At 66.1% G+C, this 23,695-nt stretch carries 22 protein-coding genes and 1 pseudogene; 15 read left to right on the top strand and 8 right to left on the bottom strand.

The genetic code is table 11. The features are described from left to right. Window positions 1-58: 58 nt before the first annotated feature. The gene (gene lpxC / locus AB5S05_RS09710) at window positions 59-970 is read left to right on the top strand and encodes a UDP-3-O-acyl-N-acetylglucosamine deacetylase (protein WP_369287307.1); all 912 of its coding nucleotides are present in this window, start codon (window positions 59-61) and stop codon (window positions 968-970) included. 92 nt (window positions 971-1,062) lie between these two features. Here the strand turns inward: lpxC and AB5S05_RS09705 are convergent, their stop codons facing one another. Then, window positions 1,063-1,518: a DciA family protein gene (locus AB5S05_RS09705; protein ID WP_369287306.1), complete on the bottom strand. Its 456-nt coding sequence runs from the start codon at window positions 1,516-1,518 to the stop codon at window positions 1,063-1,065. Between the two features lie 80 nt (window positions 1,519-1,598). Between AB5S05_RS09705 and AB5S05_RS09700 the strand changes: the two genes are divergently transcribed. The 5 genes from AB5S05_RS09700 (at window position 1,599) to AB5S05_RS09680 (ending at window position 8,453) form a co-directional block, all read left to right on the top strand. Beyond that, window positions 1,599-2,525, top strand: coding sequence for a M23 family metallopeptidase (locus AB5S05_RS09700; RefSeq protein WP_369287305.1), 927 nt, complete (start codon window positions 1,599-1,601; stop codon window positions 2,523-2,525). Window positions 2,526-2,642: 117 nt separating this feature from the next. Beyond that, complete coding sequence (secA, locus tag AB5S05_RS09695) at window positions 2,643-5,378, top strand: preprotein translocase subunit SecA (RefSeq protein ID WP_369287304.1); 2,736 nt, start codon at window positions 2,643-2,645, stop codon at window positions 5,376-5,378. Between the two features lie 148 nt (window positions 5,379-5,526). Continuing rightward, a complete protein-coding gene (gene argJ, locus AB5S05_RS09690; RefSeq protein ID WP_369287303.1) occupies window positions 5,527-6,744 on the top strand; it encodes a bifunctional glutamate N-acetyltransferase/amino-acid acetyltransferase ArgJ in 1,218 nt (405 codons plus the stop codon). Between the two features lie 138 nt (window positions 6,745-6,882). Further along, the gene (locus tag AB5S05_RS09685) at window positions 6,883-7,515 is read left to right on the top strand and encodes a glutathione S-transferase family protein (RefSeq protein WP_369287302.1); all 633 of its coding nucleotides are present in this window, start codon (window positions 6,883-6,885) and stop codon (window positions 7,513-7,515) included. Then, window positions 7,512-8,453 carry a Nudix family hydrolase gene (locus AB5S05_RS09680; RefSeq protein WP_369287301.1) on the top strand — a complete coding sequence of 314 codons (942 nt, stop codon included), beginning with the start codon at window positions 7,512-7,514 and terminating at the stop codon, window positions 8,451-8,453. Before AB5S05_RS09685 ends, AB5S05_RS09680 begins: the two co-directional genes overlap by 4 nt. A 31-nt stretch (window positions 8,454-8,484) precedes the next feature. On the opposite strand, the gene AB5S05_RS09675 is transcribed toward AB5S05_RS09680, so the two are convergent. Continuing rightward, entirely contained in the window at window positions 8,485-9,234 is a 750-nt protein-coding gene (locus tag AB5S05_RS09675; protein WP_369287300.1) for a phosphatase PAP2 family protein, read from the bottom strand. Window positions 9,235-9,447: 213 nt separating this feature from the next. Here AB5S05_RS09675 and AB5S05_RS09670 point away from each other — a divergent pair, with 213 nt between their 5' ends. The 6 genes from AB5S05_RS09670 (at window position 9,448) to AB5S05_RS09645 (ending at window position 14,243) form a co-directional block, all read left to right on the top strand. Beyond that, entirely contained in the window at window positions 9,448-10,131 is a 684-nt protein-coding gene (locus AB5S05_RS09670; RefSeq protein ID WP_369287299.1) for a response regulator transcription factor, read from the top strand. Further along, complete coding sequence (locus AB5S05_RS09665) at window positions 10,121-11,389, top strand: sensor histidine kinase (RefSeq protein WP_369287298.1); 1,269 nt, start codon at window positions 10,121-10,123, stop codon at window positions 11,387-11,389. Before AB5S05_RS09670 ends, AB5S05_RS09665 begins: the two co-directional genes overlap by 11 nt. 86 nt (window positions 11,390-11,475) lie before the next feature. After that, window positions 11,476-12,165: a class I SAM-dependent methyltransferase gene (locus AB5S05_RS09660; RefSeq protein WP_369287297.1), complete on the top strand. Its 690-nt coding sequence runs from the start codon at window positions 11,476-11,478 to the stop codon at window positions 12,163-12,165. Between the two features lies 1 nt (window position 12,166). Further along, the gene (locus AB5S05_RS09655; RefSeq protein WP_369287296.1) at window positions 12,167-12,901 is read left to right on the top strand and encodes a lipopolysaccharide kinase InaA family protein; all 735 of its coding nucleotides are present in this window, start codon (window positions 12,167-12,169) and stop codon (window positions 12,899-12,901) included. Continuing rightward, entirely contained in the window at window positions 12,891-13,286 is a 396-nt protein-coding gene (locus AB5S05_RS09650; protein ID WP_369287295.1) for a diacylglycerol kinase, read from the top strand. The genes AB5S05_RS09655 and AB5S05_RS09650 overlap by 11 nt, the downstream gene beginning before the upstream one ends. Window positions 13,287-13,349: 63 nt before the next feature. After that, window positions 13,350-14,243, top strand: a complete 894-nt coding sequence (locus AB5S05_RS09645) for an RluA family pseudouridine synthase (RefSeq protein WP_369287294.1) — start codon at window positions 13,350-13,352, stop codon at window positions 14,241-14,243. A 7-nt stretch (window positions 14,244-14,250) separates the two neighbouring features. On the opposite strand, the gene AB5S05_RS09640 is transcribed toward AB5S05_RS09645, so the two are convergent. The 4 genes and pseudogenes from AB5S05_RS09640 to AB5S05_RS09625 all read right to left on the bottom strand — a co-directional run. After that, window positions 14,251-14,832, bottom strand: coding sequence for a cob(I)yrinic acid a,c-diamide adenosyltransferase (locus tag AB5S05_RS09640; RefSeq protein ID WP_369287293.1), 582 nt, complete (start codon window positions 14,830-14,832; stop codon window positions 14,251-14,253). Window positions 14,833-14,834: 2 nt separating this feature from the next. Then, on the bottom strand, window positions 14,835-16,853 hold the full coding sequence (locus AB5S05_RS09635; protein WP_369287292.1) for an ATP-binding protein: 2,019 nt from the start codon (window positions 16,851-16,853) through the stop codon (window positions 14,835-14,837). Window positions 16,854-16,901: 48 nt separating this feature from the next. Further along, a complete protein-coding gene (locus AB5S05_RS09630; protein WP_369287291.1) occupies window positions 16,902-17,813 on the bottom strand; it encodes a putative 2-dehydropantoate 2-reductase in 912 nt (303 codons plus the stop codon). Window positions 17,814-17,885: 72 nt separating this feature from the next. Continuing rightward, window positions 17,886-18,884: pseudogene (locus AB5S05_RS09625) on the bottom strand (GGDEF domain-containing response regulator); the annotation flags it as partial. Window positions 18,885-18,997: 113 nt separating this feature from the next. On the opposite strand from AB5S05_RS09625, the gene AB5S05_RS09620 reads away from it, so the two are divergent. Beyond that, on the top strand, window positions 18,998-19,477 hold the full coding sequence (locus AB5S05_RS09620; protein WP_369287289.1) for a YajQ family cyclic di-GMP-binding protein: 480 nt from the start codon (window positions 18,998-19,000) through the stop codon (window positions 19,475-19,477). Between the two features lie 116 nt (window positions 19,478-19,593). Continuing rightward, the gene (locus tag AB5S05_RS09615; RefSeq protein ID WP_369287288.1) at window positions 19,594-20,421 is read left to right on the top strand and encodes a mechanosensitive ion channel family protein; all 828 of its coding nucleotides are present in this window, start codon (window positions 19,594-19,596) and stop codon (window positions 20,419-20,421) included. A gap of 43 nt (window positions 20,422-20,464) precedes the next feature. Here the strand turns inward: AB5S05_RS09615 and AB5S05_RS09610 are convergent, their stop codons facing one another. Together AB5S05_RS09610 and AB5S05_RS09605 are read right to left on the bottom strand one after the other, a co-directional pair. Then, complete coding sequence (locus AB5S05_RS09610; protein WP_369287287.1) at window positions 20,465-22,009, bottom strand: AmpG family muropeptide MFS transporter; 1,545 nt, start codon at window positions 22,007-22,009, stop codon at window positions 20,465-20,467. A gap of 43 nt (window positions 22,010-22,052) precedes the next feature. Beyond that, window positions 22,053-22,409 carry an MGMT family protein gene (locus AB5S05_RS09605; RefSeq protein ID WP_369287286.1) on the bottom strand — a complete coding sequence of 119 codons (357 nt, stop codon included), beginning with the start codon at window positions 22,407-22,409 and terminating at the stop codon, window positions 22,053-22,055. A 231-nt stretch (window positions 22,410-22,640) separates the two neighbouring features. Between AB5S05_RS09605 and AB5S05_RS09600 the strand changes: the two genes are divergently transcribed. Beyond that, the gene (locus AB5S05_RS09600) at window positions 22,641-23,645 is read left to right on the top strand and encodes a DUF481 domain-containing protein (RefSeq protein WP_369287285.1); all 1,005 of its coding nucleotides are present in this window, start codon (window positions 22,641-22,643) and stop codon (window positions 23,643-23,645) included. Window positions 23,646-23,695 lie beyond the last annotated feature (50 nt).

Raw genomic sequence — 23,695 nt, 5'->3', positions numbered from 1 at the left:
TATTATCGCCGGCCATTGTTGAAAACAATTCGCAACTAGTGCTATAGCGGCCAAAGCCATGATCAGACAACGCACCCTGAAGAACATCATCCGCGCCACTGGCGTCGGCCTGCATTCCGGGGAGAAGGTATACCTGACCCTGAAGCCGGCACCCGTGGACACCGGTATCGTGTTCCGTCGTACCGACCTCGATCCCGTGGTGGACATAGTCGCGCATGCGGGTAATGTCGGTGAAACCACCATGTCGACCACCCTGGTCAATGGTGACGTCAAGGTGGATACGGTAGAGCATCTGCTTTCGGCCATGGCAGGCCTGGGCATCGATAACGCCTACGTCGAGCTCTCCGCGTCCGAAGTGCCGATCATGGACGGCAGCGCTGGTCCCTTTGTATTCCTGATTCAATCCGCCGGCCTGCAGGAGCAGGAAGCGGCGAAGAAGTTCATCCGCATCAAGCGCGAAGTGACTGTGGTGGAGGGCGACAAGCGCGCCACCTTCCTGCCCTTCGATGGCTTCAAGGTGAGCTTCGAGATCGATTTCGATCATCCGGTGTTCCGCAACCGTACGCAGTCGGCCAGTGTGGATTTCTCCAGCACTTCCTTCGTCAAGGAAGTCAGCCGGGCGCGCACCTTCGGCTTCATGCGTGACATCGAGTTCCTGCGTTCGCAGAACCTGGCACTCGGTGGCAGCGTGGACAACGCCATCGTGGTGGACGAGTACCGCGTGCTCAACGAAGACGGCCTGCGTTATGAGGACGAGTTCGTCAAGCACAAGATCCTCGATGCCATCGGCGACCTCTACCTGCTGGGCAACAGCCTGATCGGCGAGTTCCGTGGTTTCAAGTCGGGGCACGCGCTGAACAATCTGTTGCTGCGCACCTTGATCGAGCAGACCGATGCCTGGGAAATGGTCACTTTCGATGACGCCCTGACTGCACCTATTTCCTATATGCGCCCGGTTGCGGCCGTATAACGCAGTACCCTTTCCTTTCCTTTCGAGGCCACCCCTGGGGTGGCCTCTTTTTTGCCTGCAATTCACTCAGGCGTTCCCCGCGCAACGCCGGGCTACTGGTCGGGCGTGTGGTGCTTGGCCAGACGCTCCAGGGCGGCGCGCAGCTTGGGGTCGCTGATGCCTTCGGCCGTCGCCTGAATGTGTTCGGCGGCGTTGCTGGACAGGCTGATAGTGCGACCGGGCGCACGCCTTTGGGCGGTCGGCGGTTGCACCTTGAACATGATCTTCGTTAAGGTCGCGAACTCTTCGAGCGCCTGCAGCTGCCTGAGCAGGCGTCGCTGTTGATAGCGCAAGCGGGTGGCCCAGTGGCCATCGGTGATGATTAGAAGCAGACAACCCTCGCGCCAGGACGCCAGATGGCAGTGTTCGCGGGCGGCGGGTTGCAGCTGGCTGTCGAGCAAGTGCTGCAAGTGATCGAGGCGTTGCGCCTGATTGAACAGTGCTTTCAGGGGCTTCGCCTCGCGCAGGAGCGCGGCGGGGGCCCGGGCCGGCAAGGGACGAAACGTCATGGCAGGACGCCTGAAATTGTGGAGCCGCCATGGTAGCAGAAACCCTGCTGCCAACTGGGTTCCACCCTAGGGGGAAAGTCATGCAGATCATTTTGCTCAGTCGCCATCATGGCGCTGCACGTTCGATCAGCCTGGACATTCGCGGCTTGGCGCTGGGATTGCTGCTGCTGGTCGGTCTGGCGCTGGCAGTCGGGGCCGCCTTCGGCGCCTGGATGGCGCCGCCATCGCCGGTTTATCAGGACGCGGCCCAGATCAATCAGGTGCTCGATCGCCAGCGCGCCGAAGTCGGGGCGGTGCGCGACGATGCGCAGCGTCAGCTGGATGCCTTCGCCGTGCACGTCGCCGAGTTGCAGGCGCGCCTGACCCGGCTGGACGCGCTGGGAGAGCGGCTCACCGAGTTGGCGGATATCGATGCCAGCGAGTTCGACTTCTCCCTGAATGTCGGTCAGGGCGGTCTGGAGGACCCCTATGCCGATGCCGCCTATACACCGCCGCCCTTCATGAGCACCCTGGACGAACTGGCGCTGCGCCTGGACAGTCGCGAGCAGCAGCTCGAGGTGCTGGAGCAGCTGCTCGCCGAGCGGCGCCTGGACGACGCCGAATACCTGGCCGGGCGGCCGGTGCTGCACGGCTATATTTCCTCGCCCTTCGGCCGCCGCAGCGATCCGCTGACCGGTCGCTTGAGCGTGCATAAAGGCGTCGACTTCGCCGCCAAGGCCGGCAGCGACGTGATCGCGGTGGCCGGCGGCGTGGTGACCGGCTCTGGTCGCCGCTCCGGTTACGGCAATACCGTGGAAATCAGTCACGCCGACGGCTACGTCACCCTCTATGCGCACAATCAGCGCAACCTGGTGCAGGTCGGTGATCTTGTGCAGCGCGGCCAGGTCATCGCCAAGGTTGGCAGCACCGGGCGCTCGACCGGCTATCACGTGCATTTCGAAGTGACCCAGAATGGCCGCGTGGTCAACCCCTCCAGCTATATCGCTCGGGTCAGCGGCGTAGAATAACGCCGCTTTCCTCATCTGCGTTTCCGGGTAGAATGCCCCCTTCGCACGCAGCCATGAGGGCTGCATGGGCGACTCGCGGGCCGCCCTCCATCCATATGCGTGGAAGATCCTGCCGATATGTTTGCGCCTTTGTTGAAAAAACTCTTTGGAAGCAAGAACGAGCGTGAAGTCAAACGCATGCTCAAGACGGTGCAGACCGTCAATGCCTTCGAGGAGCAGATGCTTGCGCTCTCGGATGAGCAGCTGCGTGCCAAGACCGATGAGTTCAAGTCCCGTCTGGCCCAAGGAGAATCCCTCGACCAGTTGCTGCCGGAAGCCTTTGCCGTGGCGCGCGAAGCGGGCAAGCGGGTCATGGGCATGCGTCACTTCGATGTGCAGCTGATCGGCGGCATGACCTTGCATGAAGGCAAGATCGCCGAGATGCGCACCGGCGAGGGCAAGACCCTGGTGGCGACCCTGGCGGTGTACCTCAATGCGCTGTCCGGCAAGGGCGTGCACGTGGTCACGGTCAACGATTACCTGGCCCGCCGTGACGCCAACTGGATGCGTCCGTTGTACGAGTTCCTCGGCATGTCGGTGGGGATCGTCACCCCGTTCATGCCGCCGGAAGAGAAGCGTGCCGCCTATGCCGCCGACATCACCTACGGCACCAACAACGAGTTCGGTTTCGACTACCTGCGCGACAACATGGCTTTCAGCCTGGAAGACAAGTTCCAGCGCGAGCTGAATTTCGCCGTGATCGACGAAGTCGACTCCATCCTCATCGACGAGGCGCGCACCCCGCTGATCATCTCCGGTCAGGCCGAGGACAGCTCCAAGCTCTACCAGCAGGTCAATCTGCTGATTCCGCGCCTCAAGCAGCACATCGAGGAGGAAGAGGGCGTGGTCACCCAGGAGGGCCACTTCACCGTCGACGAGAAGACCCGTCAGGTCGAACTCAACGAGGTGGGCCACCAGGTCATCGAGGACATGCTCACCGAGGCCGGCCTGCTGGCCGAGGGCGAGAGCCTCTACTCGGCGCACAACCTGGGCCTGTTGACCCATGTCTATGCCGGCCTGCGGGCGCACAAGCTGTTCCACCGCAACGTCGAATACATCGTGCAGAACGATCAGGTGTTGCTGATCGACGAGCACACCGGCCGGACCATGCCCGGGCGCCGGTTGTCCGAGGGCCTGCATCAGGCCATCGAGGCCAAGGAAGGTCTGCCGATCCAGGCCGAAAGCCAGACCCTGGCCTCGACCACCTTCCAGAACTACTTCCGTCTTTACGGCAAGCTGTCCGGCATGACCGGTACCGCCGACACCGAGGCCTTCGAGTTCCAGCAGATCTACGGCCTCGACGTGGTCGTGATCCCGACCAACAAGCCCCTGGCGCGCAAGGACTTCAACGACCTGGTGTACCTGACCCAGGAAGAAAAGTACGCGGCGATCATTACCGATATCAAGGAATGCCAGACCCAGGGCCGACCCGTCCTGGTCGGCACCGCCTCGATCGAAACCTCCGAGTACATGTCGCGCCTGCTGGATAAGGAAGGCATCACGCACAAGGTGCTCAACGCCAAGTTCCACGAGAAGGAAGCCGAGATCATCGCCCAGGCCGGCCGCCCCGGCGCGCTGACCATCGCCACCAACATGGCCGGTCGCGGTACCGACATTCTCCTCGGCGGTAACTGGGAAGTCGAAGTGGCCGCCCTGGAAAACCCCAGCGACGAGCAGATCGCCCAGATCAAGGCCGATTGGCAGAAGCGCCATCAGCAGGTCATCGAATCGGGCGGCCTGCATGTGATCGCCTCCGAACGCCACGAGTCGCGGCGCATCGACAACCAGCTGCGCGGCCGTGCCGGCCGTCAGGGCGATCCGGGCTCCAGCCGTTTCTACCTGTCGCTGGAAGACAGCCTGATGCGCATCTTCGCCTCCGACCGGGTGAAGAACTTTATGAAGGCCCTGGGCATGCAGTCCGGCGAGGCGATCGAGCATCGCATGGTGACCAATGCCATCGAGAAGGCCCAGCGCAAGGTCGAGGGTCGCAACTTCGATATGCGCAAGCAGCTGCTCGAGTTCGATGACGTGGCCAACGAGCAGCGCAAGGTGATCTACCACATGCGCAATACGCTGCTGGCATCCGAGGAGATCGGCGAGACCATCGCCGAGTTCCGCAAGGAAGTGCTCGACGGCACCATCAACGAATACATCGCGCCGCAATCGCTGCCCGAGCAGTGGGACGTGCCCGGCCTGGAGGCCGCGCTGTTCGCCGGCTTCGGTCTCAAGCTGCCGATCCAGCAGTGGCTCGACGACGACCAGAAGCTCTACGAAGAGACCCTGCGCGAGCGCATCCTCGAGGAACTGGTCGCCGCCTACCACGAGAAGGAAGAGCTGGCCAGCGCCGAGGCCCTGCGCACCTTCGAGAAGCAGATCCTGCTGCGGGTCCTCGACGACCTGTGGAAGGACCACCTGTCGACCATGGACCACCTGCGTCACGGTATCCACCTGCGCGGCTACGCGCAGAAGAACCCCAAGCAGGAGTACAAGCGCGAGTCCTTCACCCTGTTCCAGGAATTGCTCGACTCGATCAAGCGCGACACCATCCGCGTGCTGTCCCACGTCCAGGTGCGCCGCGAAGACCCCGCCGAGGAAGAGGCCCGTCTGCGCCGCGAGGCCGAGGCCCTGGCCGAGCGCATGCAGTTCCAGCATGCCGCAGCCTCGGCCTTGCCCCAGCCTGAAGCGGGCGCAGAGGAAGGCGACGTCGCGGTGGCCGCGGCGCCGGTGCGCACCGAGCCGAAGATTGGCCGTAACGAGCCGTGCCCCTGTGGTTCCGGCAAGAAGTACAAGCACTGTCACGGCCAGATCAGCTGATCGGACCGGCGACATCTAGACTGAATCGATAGGCTCTGGGGCCTGTCTTTACACGCCGCGAATGGCCTGGCCGCTCGCGGCGTTTTACCATCGCATTCGCTTGCGCTCCCGAGGGCGCGGCAGTTAATCATCACAAGGAGCGCTCCCTATGGCTGTTGGTCTTGGCCCGCTGTCCACCCTGCACCCGGTTCCAGGTTTCGAGCTGGGCATCGCTTCAGCCGGCATCAAGCGCCCCGGGCGCAAGGATGTGGTGGTGATGCGTTGCGCCGAAGGTTCCAGCGTCGCCGGGGTATTCACCCTCAATGCCTTCTGCGCCGCGCCGGTGATCCTGGCCAAGAAGCGCGTGAGTGGTGCGGTGCGTTACCTGCTGACCAACACCGGCAACGCCAACGCCGGCACCGGCGAGCCGGGCCTGCGCAATGCCGCGCGCACCTGCGCCGCGCTGGCGCAGCTGGCCGGTGTCGATGAGAACGAGGTGCTGCCGTTTTCCACCGGGGTGATCGGCGAGCCGCTGCCGGTGGAGAAAATCGAGGGCGCCTTGCAGGCGGCCCTGGATGACCTCGGCGAGAACCACTGGGCCGAAGCCGCCACCGGCATCATGACCACCGACACCCTGCCCAAGGGTGCCAGCCGCCAGTTCGTCCACGACGGGGTCACCGTCACCGTGACCGGCATCAGCAAGGGCGCCGGGATGATCAAGCCGAACATGGCGACCATGCTCGGCTACATCGCCACCGACGCCAAGGTGGCCCAGGGCGTGTTGCAGGACCTGCTGCGCGACGCGGCGAACAAATCGTTCAACCGCATCACCATCGACGGCGACACCTCGACCAATGACTGCTGCATGCTGATCGCCACGGGTCAGGCGGCTCTGCCGGAGATCAGCCAGGCCAGCGGCGAGTTGTTCGCCAAGCTTAAGGACGCGGTCTTCGCGGTGTGCATGGAGGTGGCCCAGGCCATCGTCCGCGACGGCGAGGGGGCGACCAAGTTCGTCACTGTGCAGGTCAATGGCGGGGCGACCCACCAGGAGTGCCTGGACGTCGGCTACGCGGTGGCCCATTCGCCGCTGATCAAGACCGCACTGTTCGCTTCCGACCCCAACTGGGGGCGCATTCTCGCCGCGGTCGGTCGTGCCGGCGTGGCGCAGCTGGACGTCAGCAAGATCGATGTGTTTCTCGGCGAGGTGTGCATCGCCAGCCGCGGCTGCCGCGCGGCCAGCTATACCGAGGAGCAGGGCGCGGCGGTGATGGCCGAGGAGGAAATCACCATCCGCATCGAGCTGGGCCGCGGCAGTTGCAGCGAGACCATCTGGACCACCGACCTGTCCCACGAATACGTCAAGATCAACGCCGAATACCGCACCTGATCGCACTCGTCCGGATCGCTGCACAAGCGCTATTCCCGTTGCTCATGGCCCCATGAACAACGGGAATTTGCTATTGGGGCCCGTGCCTTTTAAGGTCGATCGATACCCCTGGCAAGCTGCTGTGCATGGAGCACCGACATGTCCCTGACCCTGATCATCGGCAACAAGCGTTATTCGTCCTGGTCGCTGCGTGCGGCCCTGGCCCTGGAACTGGCCGAGGCGCCATATTCCGAGCTGTTGATTGCGCTGTACCAGGCGGACAGCAAGGCGCGCATCCTCGCGCACTCGCCGACCGGCAAGGTGCCGTTGCTGGAGACCGAAGAGGGGCCGGTGTGGGATTCCCTGGCGATCGGCGAGTACCTTGCCGAGAGCTTCCCCGAGGCCTACCTGTGGCCGCGCGGCGAGTATGCCCGCGCCGTGGCCCGTTCGGTCTGCGCGGAGATGCACAGCGGTTTCGCCGCGCTGCGCACGCACCTGCCCATGGACCTGCAGCGCGACCAGGCACTGGAGGCAATTCCGGCCGAGGCTCGGGCCGATATCCAGCGCATCTGCGAGCTGTGGACCGAGTGCCGGGCCAGGTTTGGCCAGGATGGTCCCTACCTGTTCGGCCATGCCAGTCTGGCGGATGCCTTCTTCGCCCCGGTGGCCGCGCGGCTGCGCAGCTACCGGGTCGAGCTGCCTGAGGTAGCGGCGGCCTATGTCGCCACCGTTTATAAGTGGCCGGCCTTCCAGCGCTGGTACCAGGCGGCGCAGGAGGAGCGACTGGGGTGAAGCGCATTCATGTGGCGGCGGCGGTGATCCGCGGGCAGGACGGTCGGATCCTGATCGCCCGCCGCGCGGACGACCAGCATCAGGGCGGGTTGTGGGAGTTTCCGGGCGGCAAGGTGGAGGCGGGCGAAGCGGTGCGCGATGCCCTGGATCGCGAGCTGCAGGAGGAGCTGGGGATTAGCCCGCGTGCCGCCCGGCCACTGATCCAGGTGCGTCATGATTACCCGGACAAGCAGGTGCTGCTGGATATCTGGGAGGTCACCGCCTTCGCCGGCGAAGCCCATGGCGCCGAGGGGCAACCGCTGGCCTGGGTCGAGCCGCGACAGCTCGCCGACTACCAATTCCCGGCTGCCAACCAGCCAATCGTCGCCGCCGCGCGCTTACCCGACAGCTACCTGATCACGCCCGAGGGACTGCCGCCGCAGGCCTTGCTGCAGGGCGTGCGCGAGGCCCTGGCGGCGGGCATCCGACTGATCCAGCTGCGCGCCCCGGGCATGTTCGATGCCCAGTACCGCGACCTGGCGGTGGACATCCAGGGGCTGTGCGCGGGCAAGGCGCAGCTGATGCTCAAGGGGCCGCTGGAGTGGCTCGGCGATTTCCCCGCCGCCGGCTGGCACCTGACCGCCGAGCAACTGCGGAGCTATGCGGCAGGCGGGCGGCCCTTTCCGACTGCGCGCTGGCTGGCGGCATCCTGCCACGACGCCGAGGAGCTGCGCCTGGCCGAGCAGATGGCGGTGGACTTCGTCACCCTGTCGCCGCTACAGGCAACCCAGACCCATCCCCAGGCGCAGCCGCTCGGCTGGGAGCGGGCCGGCGAGCTGCTGCAGGGCTGCAATCGGCCGGCGTACCTGCTCGGCGGTGTCGCTCCGGCGGATGTCGAACGGGCCTGGGCGGTCGGCGCCCAGGGCGTGGCCGGCATTCGGGCATTCTGGCCGGGCTGATCCGCTGGGGCGGTCGGGCCGGGGGCGCTGTTCAGCCTGCCGCTACGCCGGTTTCCGCCGGCGCCGCGAGAGCGTCGGCCGGGGCGAGTGCCGGCCGGTACAGCAGCAGGCGGTAGCAGCCCAGGCTGATCAGCCAGTCGAACAGCGCGGTCCACAGGTTGTGCGAGAAGAAGTGCGCACCCTGCAGCATGCGCCCGACCGAGAAGCTGATGCCCAGGGCCAGCGCCAGGTACAACGCAGCCTTGGCCAGGCGTGGGCGCCGGTCGCGCAGCACGAAGAACAGGGCGAACAGCGAGAAGCCGGCGGTGGCATGGCCGCCGGGCCAGCAGCGGCCCGGCTTGTCGGTAGGCGCGCGGTGGCTGAGCAATGGGGTATAGGTTTCCTGGCCGCCGAACTCGCTGAGGCTCCAGGGGCAGTGCACCCCGGTCAGGGCTTTTACCGGCGTCACGTAGCTGGTCGACAGGCCCATCGCCAGCACCAGGTAACCCAGCGGCCGGCGCCAGTGGCGCCAGGATTTGATCAGCAGGCTGACGACGAAACCGACGATTGCCAGCAGGCCGATAAGGATCACCGCCTGCTTGGCGCGGTCGTGCAGGATGTCTTCGAGGAAGCGGCTGTGGCGGCCGATGAAGCCGGTCTGCGGGTCATAGGCCCAGTGGGCGATGGCGAAGTCCAGGCCGGTGGGGTCGGCCAGCAGCAATACCAGCATGATGGCCACGGGCAGGCCAAAGCCCAGGTGGAAATTGAACGGTCGCGTGGCAGGCAAGGCGTCGGTCGGCATGCGCTGGATCCTTGAGGGCAAGTGGAGTGGCCTGCTTCGTCGTGGCCATGGCCCGGTCACATCGGGCAGGCGGGCCGAATCAGACAAACGTGAGCGACGCATCGTATGATCGCGCTCGGGGCAGCGCGGTGCAGTCTGTGCGGGGCGCTGTGAGTGGCCTGTCACGCCCGTGTGAAAAAAACGTCAAGGCAGCTTGGGAAGGGGCAAACAACGATGCGAATTCTGGTGGTGGAAGATAACCGCGACATCCTCGCCAACGTCCTCGATTACCTGGCCCTCAAGGGCTACAGCGTCGATTGCGCGCAGGATGGCCTGAGCGGCTTGCACCTGGCCGCGACCGAACACTACGACCTGATCGTGCTCGACATCATGCTGCCGGGCATGGACGGCTATCAGTTGTGCAAACGCCTGCGCGAGGATGCCCGCTGCGACACGCCGATCATCATGCTGACTGCCCGCGACGCCCTGGATGACCGCCTGCGGGGCTTGAATGCCGGGGCCGACGACTACTTGCTCAAGCCTTTCGCCCTGTCTGAACTGGTGGCGCGCATCGAGGCCATCCTGCGTCGCAGTCAGGGCAGCCGCAAGCGCCAGCTGCAGGTCGGTGAGCTGGTCTACGACCTCGATACCCTGCACATCAGCCGCGCTGGGCAACCGCTCAAACTCAACCCGCTGGGCCTGAAGCTGCTGGCCGTGCTGATGCAGAAGAGCCCGGCGGTGGTGCGCCGTGAGGTGCTCGAAGAGGCGTTGTGGGGGGACGACTGCCCGGACAGCGACAGCCTGCGCAGCCACATCCATCAGTTGCGCCAGGTGCTCGACAAGCCATTCGGCAAACCCATGCTGCACACCATCCACGGCGTGGGTTACCGTCTGGCGGAGTCTGCCGATGGTGTCTAAACAGCCGTTGTTGCGGCGCATCGTCATCGCCTTCGTGTTGATGACCCTGGCGGTCAGCGGGGTCTTCTCGCTGAGCATCGTCGGCATCGTGCATTTCGTCGAAGAGCACCTGGTGTCCCAGGATATGGCCCGGGAACTGAGCACCGTGATCGACGAGGGGGTGCAAGGCGACAAGCCGCTCAAGCTGGATTCCGGCACCCGTTTCTTCGCGGCGAATGTGCCCGGTTTCGAGTTGCCGGAGCAGTTCGCCGGCGTTCCCGATGGATTTTCCGAGGTGCTCGAGGGTGACGAGGCCTTCTACGCCTACAAGCGCAGCCGCGGCGACCAGGCGTTTCTGCTGGTGCAGGAGCAGCAGGAGTTCGAGGCGCGCGAGCAGCTGTTGTTCGGCGTGGTGCTGGCCGGTTTCCTGCTCAGCGTGCTGGCCGCCTGGGGCCTCGGCTGGCTGTTGGCCCGGCGGGTCATGGCGCCGGTGATCCGCCTGGCCAATCAGGTCCGCCACCGCGACCAGCTGCATCCGCTGGCGCCGGCCCTGGCGCCGGATTATCCGGACGACGAGGTCGGCCATCTGGCGGCGGCCTTCGACAGTACCCTGGGCCAGCTGCGTCGCACCCTGGAGCGCGAGCAGCTGTTCACCAGCGATGTGAGCCACGAGCTGCGCACCCCGCTGATGGTCATCGCCAGTTCCTGCGAACTGCTGGAGGTGGCCCCCAATCTCGATGCCCGCCAGCGCGAACAGGTGCAGCGCATCGCCCGGGCGAGCGAGGAGATGGGCGATCTGGTGCAGACCTTTCTGATCCTCGCGCGGGCCCGCCAGGAGGAGGCCAGCCAGGGCGGCAGCGCCACCCTGGCCACCGTGGCCGAGGAGCAGAGCAGGCGCTGGGCGCCCTTGATCGAGGAGAAGGGGCTGCGTTTCGAGCTGATCGAGCGCGGGCGCGACACGGCCCTGTACAACCTCAGCTTCCTGCGTACGGTGATGTCGAATCTGCTGCGCAATGCCCTGCACTACACCGAGCAGGGGGGCGTGCGCCTGATTCTGGAGGAGGGGGGCTTTCGCGTCGAGGACAGCGGCGTCGGCATTCCCTCGGATCAACAGGAGCGGATGTTCCAGCCCTTCGTCCGTGGCCTGCAGTCGCGCGGGGAAGGCCTGGGGCTGGGCCTGTCCCTGGTCAAGCGGATCTGCGTGCACCAGGGCTGGCGGGTCAGCGTGCGTGACCTGTCGCCCCGGGGCAGCGCCTTCGAGATCAACCTGCGCGGCTGATCTCACGTTTTCTTCACATCCTTTTGACGGCGGTGTGATGCCGCCGTCGCTAGTTTGGTGGCCGATCCTCCTCGGAGCCGGCTGCCATGTCGACCAACAAGACCATCGAACTGGCGTTCTCGCGCAAGTATGACCGCGAGCACGCCCAAGAGTACCTGCACAAACACCAGGATGGCCTGGCCCGGCGCCTGTCGCATTGGCGTGACGAGCAGCTGGCTCGGCAGGCGTTGAGCCTGGCGGGTGAGCCCAATCTGGTCCTCGACCTGCCCTGCGGCGCCGGACGCTTCTGGCCGCTGCTGGCCGAGCAGGACAACCGGGTGATCCTCGCCGCAGACAACTCCAAGGACATGCTGGCCACCGCCCTGGCGGCCCAGCCCGAGGCCGTCGTCGCCCGGGTCAGGACCTTCCAGACGTCGGCCTTTGCCATCGACCTGGGCGACAATGCGGTCGACAGCATCTTCTGCATGCGCCTGCTGCACCATGTCGCCGACCCCGCGCACCGCCTGAGCATGCTGCGCGAGTTCAAGCGGGTGACCCGCGACACCCTGATCGTTTCGCTGTGGGTGGACGGCAACTACAAGGCCTGGAAGCGCCGCCGCCTGGAGGCCAGGCGGACGGCCGCAGGGCGCGCCACGGACAATCGGAATCGCTTCGTGGTCGCCCGCTCGACCATCGAGGCGGAGTTTGCCCAGGTCGGCTTCGACATCCTCGGGCATCGCGACTTCCTACCCGGCTATGCCATGTGGCGGGTCTATGTACTGCGCAAGGGCGAATGAGATGAGCGCACAGCTGACAACCGCGCCGGGCGGCGATACGGACGGCGTCTTCGCGCGCTGGTGGCAGCTGCGCGGTGAGTGGGTGGAAGCGCCGAACCGGCGTCGCGGTGGCGAGAGTGGCGTGCAGCGGCTACGCGACAAGGCCGACCGGCTGCTGTATATCAAGCGCCAGGTTGGCCACCTGTACCGCTCCTGGCGCCGGCCCTTGGGGCGGCCCACGGTGTTGCGCGAGCTGGAGGCCATGCAGGCGCTGGAACAACTGGGTATCCGCGTGCCCCGCCTGGTCTATGCCGGTGCGCAGAAGCGCGCCGGCCAGTGGCGTGCGCTGCTGGTCAGCGAGGCGCTGCACGGCTTTGTCAGCCTGGAACAGTGGTATGCCGACGCCGCGGCAAGCGAGTCGGCGTTGCGCCAACCGATGTTGCGACAACCGATGTTGCGCCAACCGGTGTTGCGCCAGCTGGCGCTGGTGCTCAGCCGCCTGCACCGGGCCGGGTGGCGGCACGGCTGCCTGTATCCCAAGCATATCTTCATCAGGCCTGGCACTGGAGCGGCGGGCGACGGGGTCGAGGTAGCCCTGCTCGACCTGGAGAAGTGTCGCCGCTACTGGTCTGCCAGCACGGCCGCGCGTCGCGACATGGCCCAATTGCATCGCCATCGCGCCGGCATGCCGGATGCTGACTGGCGGCGACTGGTCGATTACTATCAGCTGTTTACCGAGTATCCCGATGAAACCTGAGTCACTGACCGTCGCGACCGACGCCGCCGGCCTGAAGGGCAAGACTGGCTGGCGCCGCATTCTTCAGGCCGGTACTTATTCATGGGCGGGGCTGCTGGCGGCGTTCCGCGGCGAGGCCGCCTTTCGCCAGCTGCTGGCCCTCAACCTGTTGCTGATTCCTCTGGCGTTCTGCCTGGAGGTCGGCAGGGTCGAGCGGGCCCTGCTGATCGCCGTGTGCCTGCTGGCGCTGATCGTCGAGTTGCTCAATTCGGCGATCGAGGCGGTGGTGGACCGGATCTCGCTCGAACTGCACCCCCTGTCGAAGCAGGCCAAGGACCTGGGCAGCGCCGCGCAGCTGGTCGCCCTGTGCCTGATCACCCTGGTCTGGGCGGTGATCTTGCTGTAACCCCGCTTTGACGCCGGCGCGGCGGCTGCGGCCTAATAGTCGCCTGCCGTCGCGAGTGTCCTCATGTCCGTATCCGCCCGTTCTCCCTCCAATATGCGCCCCAGCACCCTGCACCTGCCGTCGGGCGACTGGGCCTGCGTGCTCGACTGCCTGTGCGCGCACTTCCCGGCGATCGCCCGCGAGGTCTGGCTGCAGCGCATGGCCCGGGGGCGGGTGCTGGATGCCGAGGGCCGTGCGCTCGGCCCGCAGCATCCCTATCGGGCCGGCATGCGCGTGCATTACTTTCGCGAAGTGCCGGCAGAGACGCCGATCCCGTTCACCGAGCAGGTGCTGTATGTCGACGAACACCTGCTGGTGGCCGACAAGCCGCATTTCCTGCCGGTGATGCCGGCCGGCGACTACGTCGAGCAGACCCTGCAGGCGCGCCTGGCCAAGCGCCTGGGCAACGCCGACCTGGTGCCGCTGCACCGCATCGACCGGCATACCGCCGGGCTGGTGCTGTTCTCCACCAACCCGCGCAGCCGCGGCCAGTACCAGGCGCTGTTTCGCGAGCGGTTGATGGACAAGTGCTACGAGGCGCTGGCGCCCGCCCTGCCGGAGCTGGAGTTGCCCCTGGTGCGCAGGACGCGCCTGGAGGCCGGCGAGCCCTTCTTCCGCATGCAGGAGGTGGCCGGTACGCCCAATACCGAGACGCGCATCGAGCTGCTCCAGCGCCTTGGCGCACTCTGGCGCTATGCGCTCTATCCGGTGACCGGCAAGAAGCATCAGTTGCGCGTGCACCTGGCGGCGCTGGGGGCGCCGATCTGCAACGACCCCTTCTATCCCGAGGTGAGCGCCGAGCAGGGGGCGCCGGACGATTACGCCAAGCCGCTCAAGCTGTTGGCCCGCGGCCTGGCCTTCGTCGATCCGCTAAGCGGTGAGGCGCGGCGCTTCGAGAGTCGCCTGAGTCTGACCTGAGCGCTGTTCAATCCGCCTGCTTGGGCGCCGCTTGCCACAGCACCTCGTCGACGCCCTGGCGCCGGGCGATCAGCCGGGCGGCGACGAACAGCAGGTCGGACAGGCGATTGACGTAGGCCAGGCCGACGCCGCGGATCGGCTCCAGCGCATTGAGCTGCTGGCAGCGGCGCTCGGCGTTGCGCGCCAGGCTGCGGCACATGTGGGCCTGGGCGATCAGCCGGGAACCGCCGGGGAGGATGAAGTTCTGCAGTGGGCCGAGCTCCTCGTTCCAGCGATCGATGGCCGCCTCCAGGCGTTCGACTTCGTGCGCCTGCAGGGCCTGGTACTCGGGCATTGCCATTTCGCCGCCGAGGTCGAACAGGCGGTGCTGGCAGGGCGCCAGGACCTCGATCAGCTCGTCCAGGCCGGGGCACGCGGCCTGTTGCTCGGCCAGCTCGGCCAGCAGCAGGCCGAGCTGGCTGTTGAGGGTGTCCAGTTCGCCCATGGCCTCCACCCGTGGGTGGTCCTTGGGCACCCGGCGACCATCGGCCAGGCCGGTTTCGCCGGCATCGCCGGTACGCGTGTAAATCTTCGACAGTCGATAACCCATGTTCACAGACCTGTGGCGTCGGGGGTGGTGGCCAATGGCAGGCGCAGGGTGAAGCAGCTGCCCTGGCCCGGGGTGGAGTGCACCTCCATCTGCCCCTTGTGGTTGTTGGTGATGATGAAATAAGACACCGACAGGCCCAGGCCGGTGCCCTGGCCAACCTCCTTGGTGGTGAAGAAGGGCTCGAAGATGCGCTTGCGCACCGCCTCGGTCATGCCGATGCCGTTGTCTTCCACCTGGATTTCCGCCCAGGGTGGTGCGGAGCGGGTGCGCAGGGTGATCTGGCCGGGCGAGCTCGGCTGTTCGCGCTGGTGGATCGCCTGGGCGGCATTCTTCAGCAGGTTGACCAGCACCTGCTCCAGCTCATTGGCGGTACCCGGGACCGGGCCCAGCGTGGGGTCGAAGTCGCGCTGGATGACCAGGCTCTTGAAGTCGAAGCTTTCGGTCAGGTCGAAGTCGTTGCTGGCGATTTCCAGGGCCTGATCGATCAGCGCCGGCAGCAGGCAGGGCGCCAGCTGGCGGTTGCTGCGCCGGCTGAAGCTGAGCATGTGCGAGACGATCCTCGCCGCGCGGGTGCCGGCCTGCTGGATGTCGTCGAGCAGGCGCGGCACTTCCCGGGCCTGCAGGTAGCGATCCACGGCCTGCAGGCAGACCCCGATCAGCTCGGCCTGGTCACGGTTCTTCTGCAGGTCCGGTGACAGCCGCCGGCGGATGTTCTGCACGTTGTGCAGGATGGCGCCGAGCGGGTTGTTGATCTCGTGGGCCATGCCCGCGGCCAACCCGCCGACCGAGAGCATCTTCTCCGATTGCACCATCATCTCCTCGAGGTTCAGGCGCTGGGTGATGTCGTCGATGCGGATCACCACGCCGCGCCCGGCGCTGCCAGACAGTGGATAGAAGGTCAGGGCGTAGTGATGAGGTTCCTCGTCCTTGGTCCAGGTGACCCGCTCGATCTTCTCCACCTTGTGTTGTTCGACCGTGCACTTGAGCAGGGCGAGAAAGGGCTTCAGCGGCGGGAAGGCGAGAAACACCGGCTGGTTGAGTGCCTCGGCCAGGGGCGTGCCGGAGAGGGCACTGGCTTCCTGGTTCCACTGGGTGACATAGAGCTGCTCGTCGAGGGCGATCAATGCCGAGGGCATGGAGTCGATGATGCTGTTGAGGTAGTTCTGAAAGCCGGTGAGCTTCTTCTCGATCTTGCTGCGCACCTGCACTTCCAGCTCCAGCTTGCGGTTGGAGTGGCGGGTCTCCTCGGCCAGGCTCTGCGCCTGGTCGAATGCCGCCTGGGCATCGTCGCGGGCGCGTTTGAGCTGCTGCTCGCGGCCCTCCATGCGCATCAGCATGGTATTGAAGGCATCGGCCAGGCTGCCGATCTCGTCCTGGTTGCCGCGCCGGGCACGCAGGGCGTAGTTCTCCTCGCGGGTGACCTGGCGCGACAGCTCTTCCAGGCGGCGGATGGGCCGGGTGATCAGCCGGCGTACCTGTCTGGCCACCAGCAGCCAGAGCAGCACGCTGAAGGCGAGTATCGCCAGGCTGGCGGTGAGGGTGCCGGTGTAGAAGGCACCCGGCAGCTCGCCGGAGGCGACCAGCAGCAGGTGGCCAGGGCGCCCGTCGGCCTGGGGCAGCTCGAGCAGCAGATTGGCGCGGTACTCGCTGCGGCGCCAGCCGACCAGCCCGTCGAGTTGCTGTGGCAGCGGCAGCGCGGCGCCACGCTGCAACTGCGCCATGATCAGCCCCCGGTCGTCATAGATCGCCGCCGCGCGCAACGGCTCGTAGTCATCCAGCAGCTGCAGCACGGCTTCGGCGGCTGCCGGCGACGCCAGGGCCTGGTGGCTGTGGGCGGGACTGGCGATCAGGCGACCGAGGGTGTGCAGCGCCTGGGGCGCCATGCTCTGCTGGGAGATCCAGTAGGCCGCGCTGATAAAGGCCAGGTTGGCCACCAGCAGCACGGCCGCCAGCAGCACCAGCAGGGCGGCCAGCAGTTTGCGGCCGACCGGGAGGTTATCGAGGCGCTGACGCAAGGACATGGGCGGGCGAATCGCGGTGGCGGAAGTGTGGGCAGGGTACCGCGCGGCTCAATGGCTGGGCAATCCGCGCGCGCGCAGGGAGTCGAGCAGGCGCCCATGCAGGGCTTCCAGGTGCGGCAAGCTCAGGCGGTGGCGCCGAGCCGTGGCGCAGGCATGGCCGAGCAGGTAGCCGATCTCGGTGCGCCGGCCCTGGGCGACGTCCTGATGCATCGAGGAGTAGTTTGCCGCGGTGGCCTGGATCACCCGCCTTACTTCCTGTTCCAGCCCCTTGGCCGCGTCGGCCTGGCCGCAGGTCGTCAGCAACTCGACCAACTCGGCGCACAGGGTCGCGACTTCCGCGGGGTGCTCGGCCAGACCGCCGTTGCGGCAGTCGTGGAGCACGGTCAGCGGGTTGATGGCGCAGTTCAGGGCCAGCTTGCGCCAGAGCCGGCCAAGGATATCCAGGCTCCAGTCGTGGGCGATACCGGCGTGCTCGAGTTCGGTCAGCCAAGGCGGTGCGGCCAGGTTCTGCGGGTCGCCCAGCCAGGTGTGGCCGTGGCCGGCGAATACCACCCGCCAATCGCCCTCGCGGAACGCGCCTTCGGTGCTGGAGGCGAAGATGCAGCGCGCCTGCGGTACCCGGGCCGCCACGGCGTCCTGGCTGCCCAGACCGTTCTGCAGCAGGATCAGCTCCGCGCCTGGGGCCAGGCGCGGTGCCAGCTCGGTGATGGCGGCCTCGGCGTCATAGGCCTTGCAGGCCAGCAGCAGGCGCTCGATGGGCTCGGGCGCAGCCACGGTTTGCGCGTCCAGGGGATACAGCTGGCTATGCTCCGGCTCGACCAGGGTCAGGCCGCCGGCCTGTTCGTAGCTGGCCAGGCGCTCGGCGTTGCGCAGGATCAGGCGCACCGGCAGGCCGGCGCGGGCCAGGCGCACCGCCCACAGGCTGCCGAGGCTACCGGCGCCCAGTACGTGCCAGGTCATGGCGCTCCTCGCTGATTGAGTGGGTGCCGGCAGCCTAGCGCTTGCCGAGCCTGCCGGCAAATGGCCGGGTGATCAAGGCGCGGGCAGGCGCATGGCCGCCACGCGGCCGCTGGCATAGGCCTGGGGCAACAGCGCCTGCGCCTGTTCGAGCAGGCTGTGCGGATCGAGGGGCAGGGCCTTGCTGTCGAGGCCGACCAGGCTGATGCCGGCCTTGAGGCTGATGAAGCCTTCGCTGGTCTTGAAGGCCTTGAGGTTCAGGCCCTCGTGCAGGCGCTTGAAGCTGCTCGGCGAGCACTCCTGCAGGTCGTCGAGCAGGGTAACCAAGGCAAAGTGGGTGTCGTCCAGGCGCACCAGTATGTCCAGTGGCCGCACCAGTTGTTGCAGACGCCGGGCGACTCCGTGCAGCAGTTCGTCGTAGAAGCCGCTGCCGTACTTGCGCTGCAGCGCGGCGGCTTCATGCAGGCCGATCAGCAGGTAGCACAGGGCGCCGCCGCGGGATTCGATCTGGCGCAGGCTGTCGAGCAGCTTCTGGCGCAGGTAGCGCGAATTGCCCAGGCCGGTGAGCGAGTCGACCAGGTTGCGCTGTTCCAGGCTGGCGATGTTCTGCCTGAGCAGGCGATTCTCCTGAAGCAGGCGCTGCAGGGTATTGCACAGCCGGTCGGCGGCGAACACCCGCGGCACCAGTTGCTCGTTCATTGCCGCCTTGCTGACGAAGTCATCGACGCCGCGGTCGAAGGCCTCGCCCAGCACGTTGTCGCCCTCCTTGCCGGTCAGCAGCATGATGTAGGTGTAGTGGTCGGCCATTTCGTCCAGCTGGCGCACCCGTCCGGTCAGCTCCAGGCCGTCCATTTCCGGCATCAGCCAGTCGGCCAGGAGCACACTGGCCGGACGCTGCTCGAGCAGGCGAATCGCCTCGGCGGCGCTGCTGGCAAAGCGCACGTCCTGGTAGCCGGCCTGGCTCAGGGCGCGGCCGATCATGGCGCTGGAGAACTTGGCGTCATCCACCACCAGGATGCTGAGATGGGGGTCGGACATAGGGAGGGCTCGCTGGGAAGTCGCAGGAACTCGGCACTTCGCCGGGCAGTATGGGGCATTAGGGATATATAATGGCGGGGTTTTTTTACCGTCAAGCCAGGCGTGTCCCTTCCGTGATCTGGGTCGCGCCGTCTATCTGGAGGAAGCCCATGCCCTCGTTCGACGTGGTGTCCGAGCTGGACAAACACGAAGTCACCAACGCCGTGGACAACGCCATCAAGGAGCTTGAGCGGCGCTACGACCTGCGCGGCAAAGGCAGTTTCGAGCTCAAGGAACTGACCGTCAACCTGACCGCCGACGCGGATTTCCAGCTGGAACAGATGCTCGAGATTCTCAAGCTCAGCCTGGTCAAGCGCAAGATCGACGTGCAGTGCCTGGAGTTCAAGGACGCCTACCCTTCGGGCAAGACCGTCAAGCAGGAGGTGATCCTGCGCGAGGGCATCGACAAGGAGCTGGCGAAGAAGATCGTCGCCCATATCAAGGACAGCAAGCTCAAGGTCCAGGCGGCTATCCAGGGCGAGCAGGTGCGCGTCACCGGCAAGAAGCGCGACGACCTGCAAGAGGCGATCGCGGTCCTGCGTGCCAAGGATTTCGGCATGCCCCTGCAGTTCAACAATTTCCGCGATTGATTCGCGCGACATTGAACCCCGGCGGCGCTTCGGCGTCGCACCCGCTGTGCGAGTGATATGACCGCCATGGCCTGCCATGGCGGTTGCGTTTTAGGCGTTGAATGGAGAGTTACCCGATGGAAATGAGTGTCGAACAACTGGTGAAGATGTCCGAGACCTGGCTGCCGGTGCTGTTGAACTACGGCGGCAAGCTGGCCCTGGCCTTGCTCACCCTGCTGGTCGGTTGGTGGCTGATCAACTCCCTGACCCGCAAAGTCCGCGGGCTGATGGACAAGCGCAACGTCGACCGCGCCTTGAACGGCTTTATCGGCAGCCTGGCCGGTATCGTCCTCAAGGTTTTGCTGCTGGTCAGCGTGGCCTCGATGATCGGCGTGGAGACCACCTCGTTCATCGCCGTCATCGGTGCCGCCGGCCTGGCCATCGGCCTGGCCCTGCAGGGCAGCCTGGCGAACTTCGCCGGCGGCGTGCTGATCATGCTGTTCCGCCCGTTTCGCGCCGGTGACTGGATCGAGGCGCAGGGCGTGTCGGGCAGCGTGGACAGCATCGAGATCTTCCACACCACCCTGAAGACCGCCGACAACAAGGTGGTGATAGTGCCCAATGGCAGCCTGTCCAACGGTCACATCACCAACTACTCGCGCGAAGCGCGGCGCCGCGCCGACATCAACCTGGGGATCGACTACTCCAGCGACATCAAGAAGGCGCGCGATGTGCTGCTGCAGATCGCCGAGGATCCGCGGGTGCACCGCGACCCGGCGCCGGTGGTGTTCGTCACCGGTCTGGGCGACAGCGCGGTCAACCTGTCGTTGCGCGTCTGGGTGGATACCGCCGACTACTGGCCGGTGACCTTCGGCTTCACCGAGTTGGCCAAGGAGCGCTTGACCGAAGCCGGCATCGGCATCCCGTTCCCGCAGCGGGTGGTGCACCTGGTGCAAGCCGGCTGAGGCGTGCAATGCGACGAAAAAGCCCCGCGATTGCGGGGCTTTTTCATGCCTGCTCGGGGGGCGCCGCCGGGCTCGAGCCATTGGCCTGCGGGCCTTCGCGGCGCCACTGCAGGGCGATCAGCACCAGCGTCGGCACGCCCAGCAGGGCGGTGGCGAGGAAGAACTGGGCGTAGCCGAGGTTCTCCACCATCACCCCGGAGTAGCCGCCGATCAGCCGCGGCAGCAGCAGCATGATCGAGCTGAGCAGGGCGTACTGGGTGGCGGAGAACTTCAGGTTGGTCAGGCTCGACAGGTAGGCGACGAACGCCGCGGTGGCCAGGCCGGCGCTGAAGTTGTCGGCGCTGATGGTCAGGATCAGCATCTGCAGGTTGGCGCCCATGCCGGCCAGCATCAGGAACAGCAGGTTGGTCGCCGCCGAGGCGGCGCCGCCGATGAACAGGATCGGCAGGATACCGAAGCGCACGATCAGCAGCCCGCCGACGCCGGCGCCGAACAGGGTCATGAACAGGCCGAACAGCTTGCTGACGCTGGCGATCTGGTCCTTGGTGAAGCCCTGGTCGATATAGAAGACGTTGGCCATCACCCCCATCACAGTGTCCGACATCCGGTAGGTAGCGATCAGGCCGAGCAGTACCAGGGCCTGCCAGCGGTAGCGGACGATGAAGTCGTTGACCGGGGTCAGCACCGGCGCCAGGCCGCGCCGGCCCATGTTCGACAGGCAAAGGCCGGTGAGGATGGTGTAGAGCAGGGCGCGCAGGAAGGCGCGGTCGACCAGCAGCAGGTCGAGCATGCTCGCTTCGCCGCGCACCACGCTGGCGAAATCGGTGTAGTAGAGCTGGGTGAACATCGCCGGCACCGAGATCAGCAGGACGATCAGCACCAGCACCGAGACGATCTGGTGGGTGAAACCGTAGCGGGCGGCGTCCAACTGGGTCTTCAGCGGCACCGGCGGTTCGCGCATCCACAGGCTGGTCGCCAGGCCGGGCAGCATCAGCAGGGCGAATACCAGGTAGGTGCCGGCCCAGGCGCCATGCTGGTAGAGCTGCACGGTGGAACCGAAGCCTTCGGCGAAATACAGCGCGCCGGCGGTGGCCAGCAGGGCCGCGACCCGGTAGCCGGCCATATAGCTGGCGGCCAACGCGGCCTGGCGGGTCTGCTCGACGATCTCCAGGCGGTAGGCGTCGATGGCGATGTCCTGGGTGGCCGAGGCGAAGGCCACCAGCACCGCCAGGGAAATCAGCCAGGTCAGCTTGGTCTGCGGGTCGCACAGGGCCATGCCGGCCAGGCCGGTGGCGATCAGCACCTGGGACAGGACCAGCCAGGAGCGCCGCCGGCCCATGCGCCCGAGCAATGGCAGGCGCCATTGGTCGAGCAGCGGCGACCAGACCCATTTGAAGGCATAGGCCAGGCCGATCAGGCTGGCGAAGCCGATGGTCTCGCGGGCCACGCCGGCTTCGCGCAGCCAGACGGATAGCGTCGAGAACACCAGCATATAGGGCAGGCCGGCGGCAAAGCCGAGCAGCAGGAGCACCAGCGTGGCGGGGCTGGAGTAGGCAGCGATCGCATCGCGCCAGCTTTTACGAGGCATTGGGCGGGAGTCAGCCTGGGGATGAGCTAATAAAGGGCGCACTCTAACCGCTGTGCTCCGTCGGGCGCCAGCCGTGCCGTCGGATATCCACGCGATCGGCATGGATAAGCACGCCTTCGGCGCGCAAGCGTGCCCGTTGCTCTTCGCCCGAAACGCTGCCGGCGGGCAGGCTCAGGCGCCCGCCGGCGGCGAGCACCCGATGCCAGGGCAGGCGGCTGCCGTCGGGTAACTGGCCAAGGGTGCGGCCGACCCAGCGCGCGGCGCGGCCGAGCCCGGCCATTTCGGCCAGTTGCCCGTAGCTGACCACCTTGCCGGCGGGAACCTGGGCCAGCACGGCGTAGAGCGCCTCGCGGCGGGCCTCGTGGCTGGCGCTCGGCCCTGATGCGTGTCGATCGTTCATGCCCCCCATCCTGCCGTTACCGGCACCCATAAATCCACCCTTGCAGTTGCCGTCGGGCCCGATCGATTGGAGGGCAGGTGGCGGCCTGAGTTCCGGGGGGGCTCGCCAGGGTCTACGGCTGCTCAGGCGGGCGGGTTGAACTCGACCGGATTCCGACGGTCAGTCCTTGCTCAGGTGCCGGACCTACGGATAATGCCCGGTTTTTTCGCTCAGCCAAACAGTCCTCGTCCCATGTTTTCCAGAACCCTGCTGTGCCTAGCCCTCTCCCTGACAGCCGCCCCCCTGCTGGCCGATACCGTGTGGCTGAAGAATGGCGATCGCCTAAGCGGCCAGATCAAGTTCTTCGACGGAGGCAAACTCCTGCTGCAAACCGATTATGGCGGCGCCATCGCCCTGGATTGGCGCAAGGTCGCCACCCTGGAAAGCGACCGTGAGCTGCTGATCAAGGAGGATGCGCAGGTCGGCGAACGCGCCAAGTCCCTGCACGCCGCCGAACCGGGCAAGGTGGTGCTGGCCAATGGCGAGGCGCCGCGCACCATCGAGCTGGCCAGCATCCGCCAGATCATGAAGCCCAAGCCGCTGGTCGAGGATTGGACCTGGAGGGGCAATATAGACGCGGCGCTGGACTACAAGCGGGCCGAAAGCGATACCGACGACTATGACGTCGATCTCAAGACCCAGGCGCGCCACGGCCTGTGGCGGCACAACGGCGAGGCCGGTTATAACCGCGAGTACCAGGACGGGGTGGTGGCCACCGACAATTGGAATGCCGAGTACGCCCTGGACCGCTTCCTCGACGAGCACTGGTTCTGGCAGGGGCGACTGGAATACAAGCATGACCAGCTCGAGGAGCTGGCGCGCCAGCGCACGGTCGGCAGTGGTCCGGGTTACCAGTTCTGGGACAACCAGTTGGGGGCATTCTCGGTGGCCGGGCTACTCAACCGCAGCGACTATCGCTACGCCGATGGCGACGAGGACGACTTCTACGCCCTGGGCGCCAAGTGGGACTACAACCGCTACCTGATCGGCAGGTCGGTGGAACTGTTCAGCAGTGGCGAGCTGGGCAAGCCGCTGACCAATGTCGCCGAGTACACCCTGGATGCCGAGGCGGGCCTGCGTTACAAGATGACCGATTGGGCCTCGTTGAACATGAAAGCCGAGAAGGACCTGGTCAGCGGCTCGCAAGGTGACGTGGACGAGACCCATTACAGCCTGGGCTTCGGCGTCGGTTGGTAAGCCGAACCCGTCCTGTGGACGGCGACCATAACCAAGAAGCCCCGCAGTTG

The sequence above is a fragment of the Pseudomonas zhanjiangensis genome (assembly GCF_041027545.1).
Lineage (GTDB): Bacteria > Pseudomonadota > Gammaproteobacteria > Pseudomonadales > Pseudomonadaceae > Aquipseudomonas > Aquipseudomonas zhanjiangensis.
Note: the sequence above shows the minus strand (reverse complement) of the source record. Positions and strands in the feature narration are given on the sequence as shown.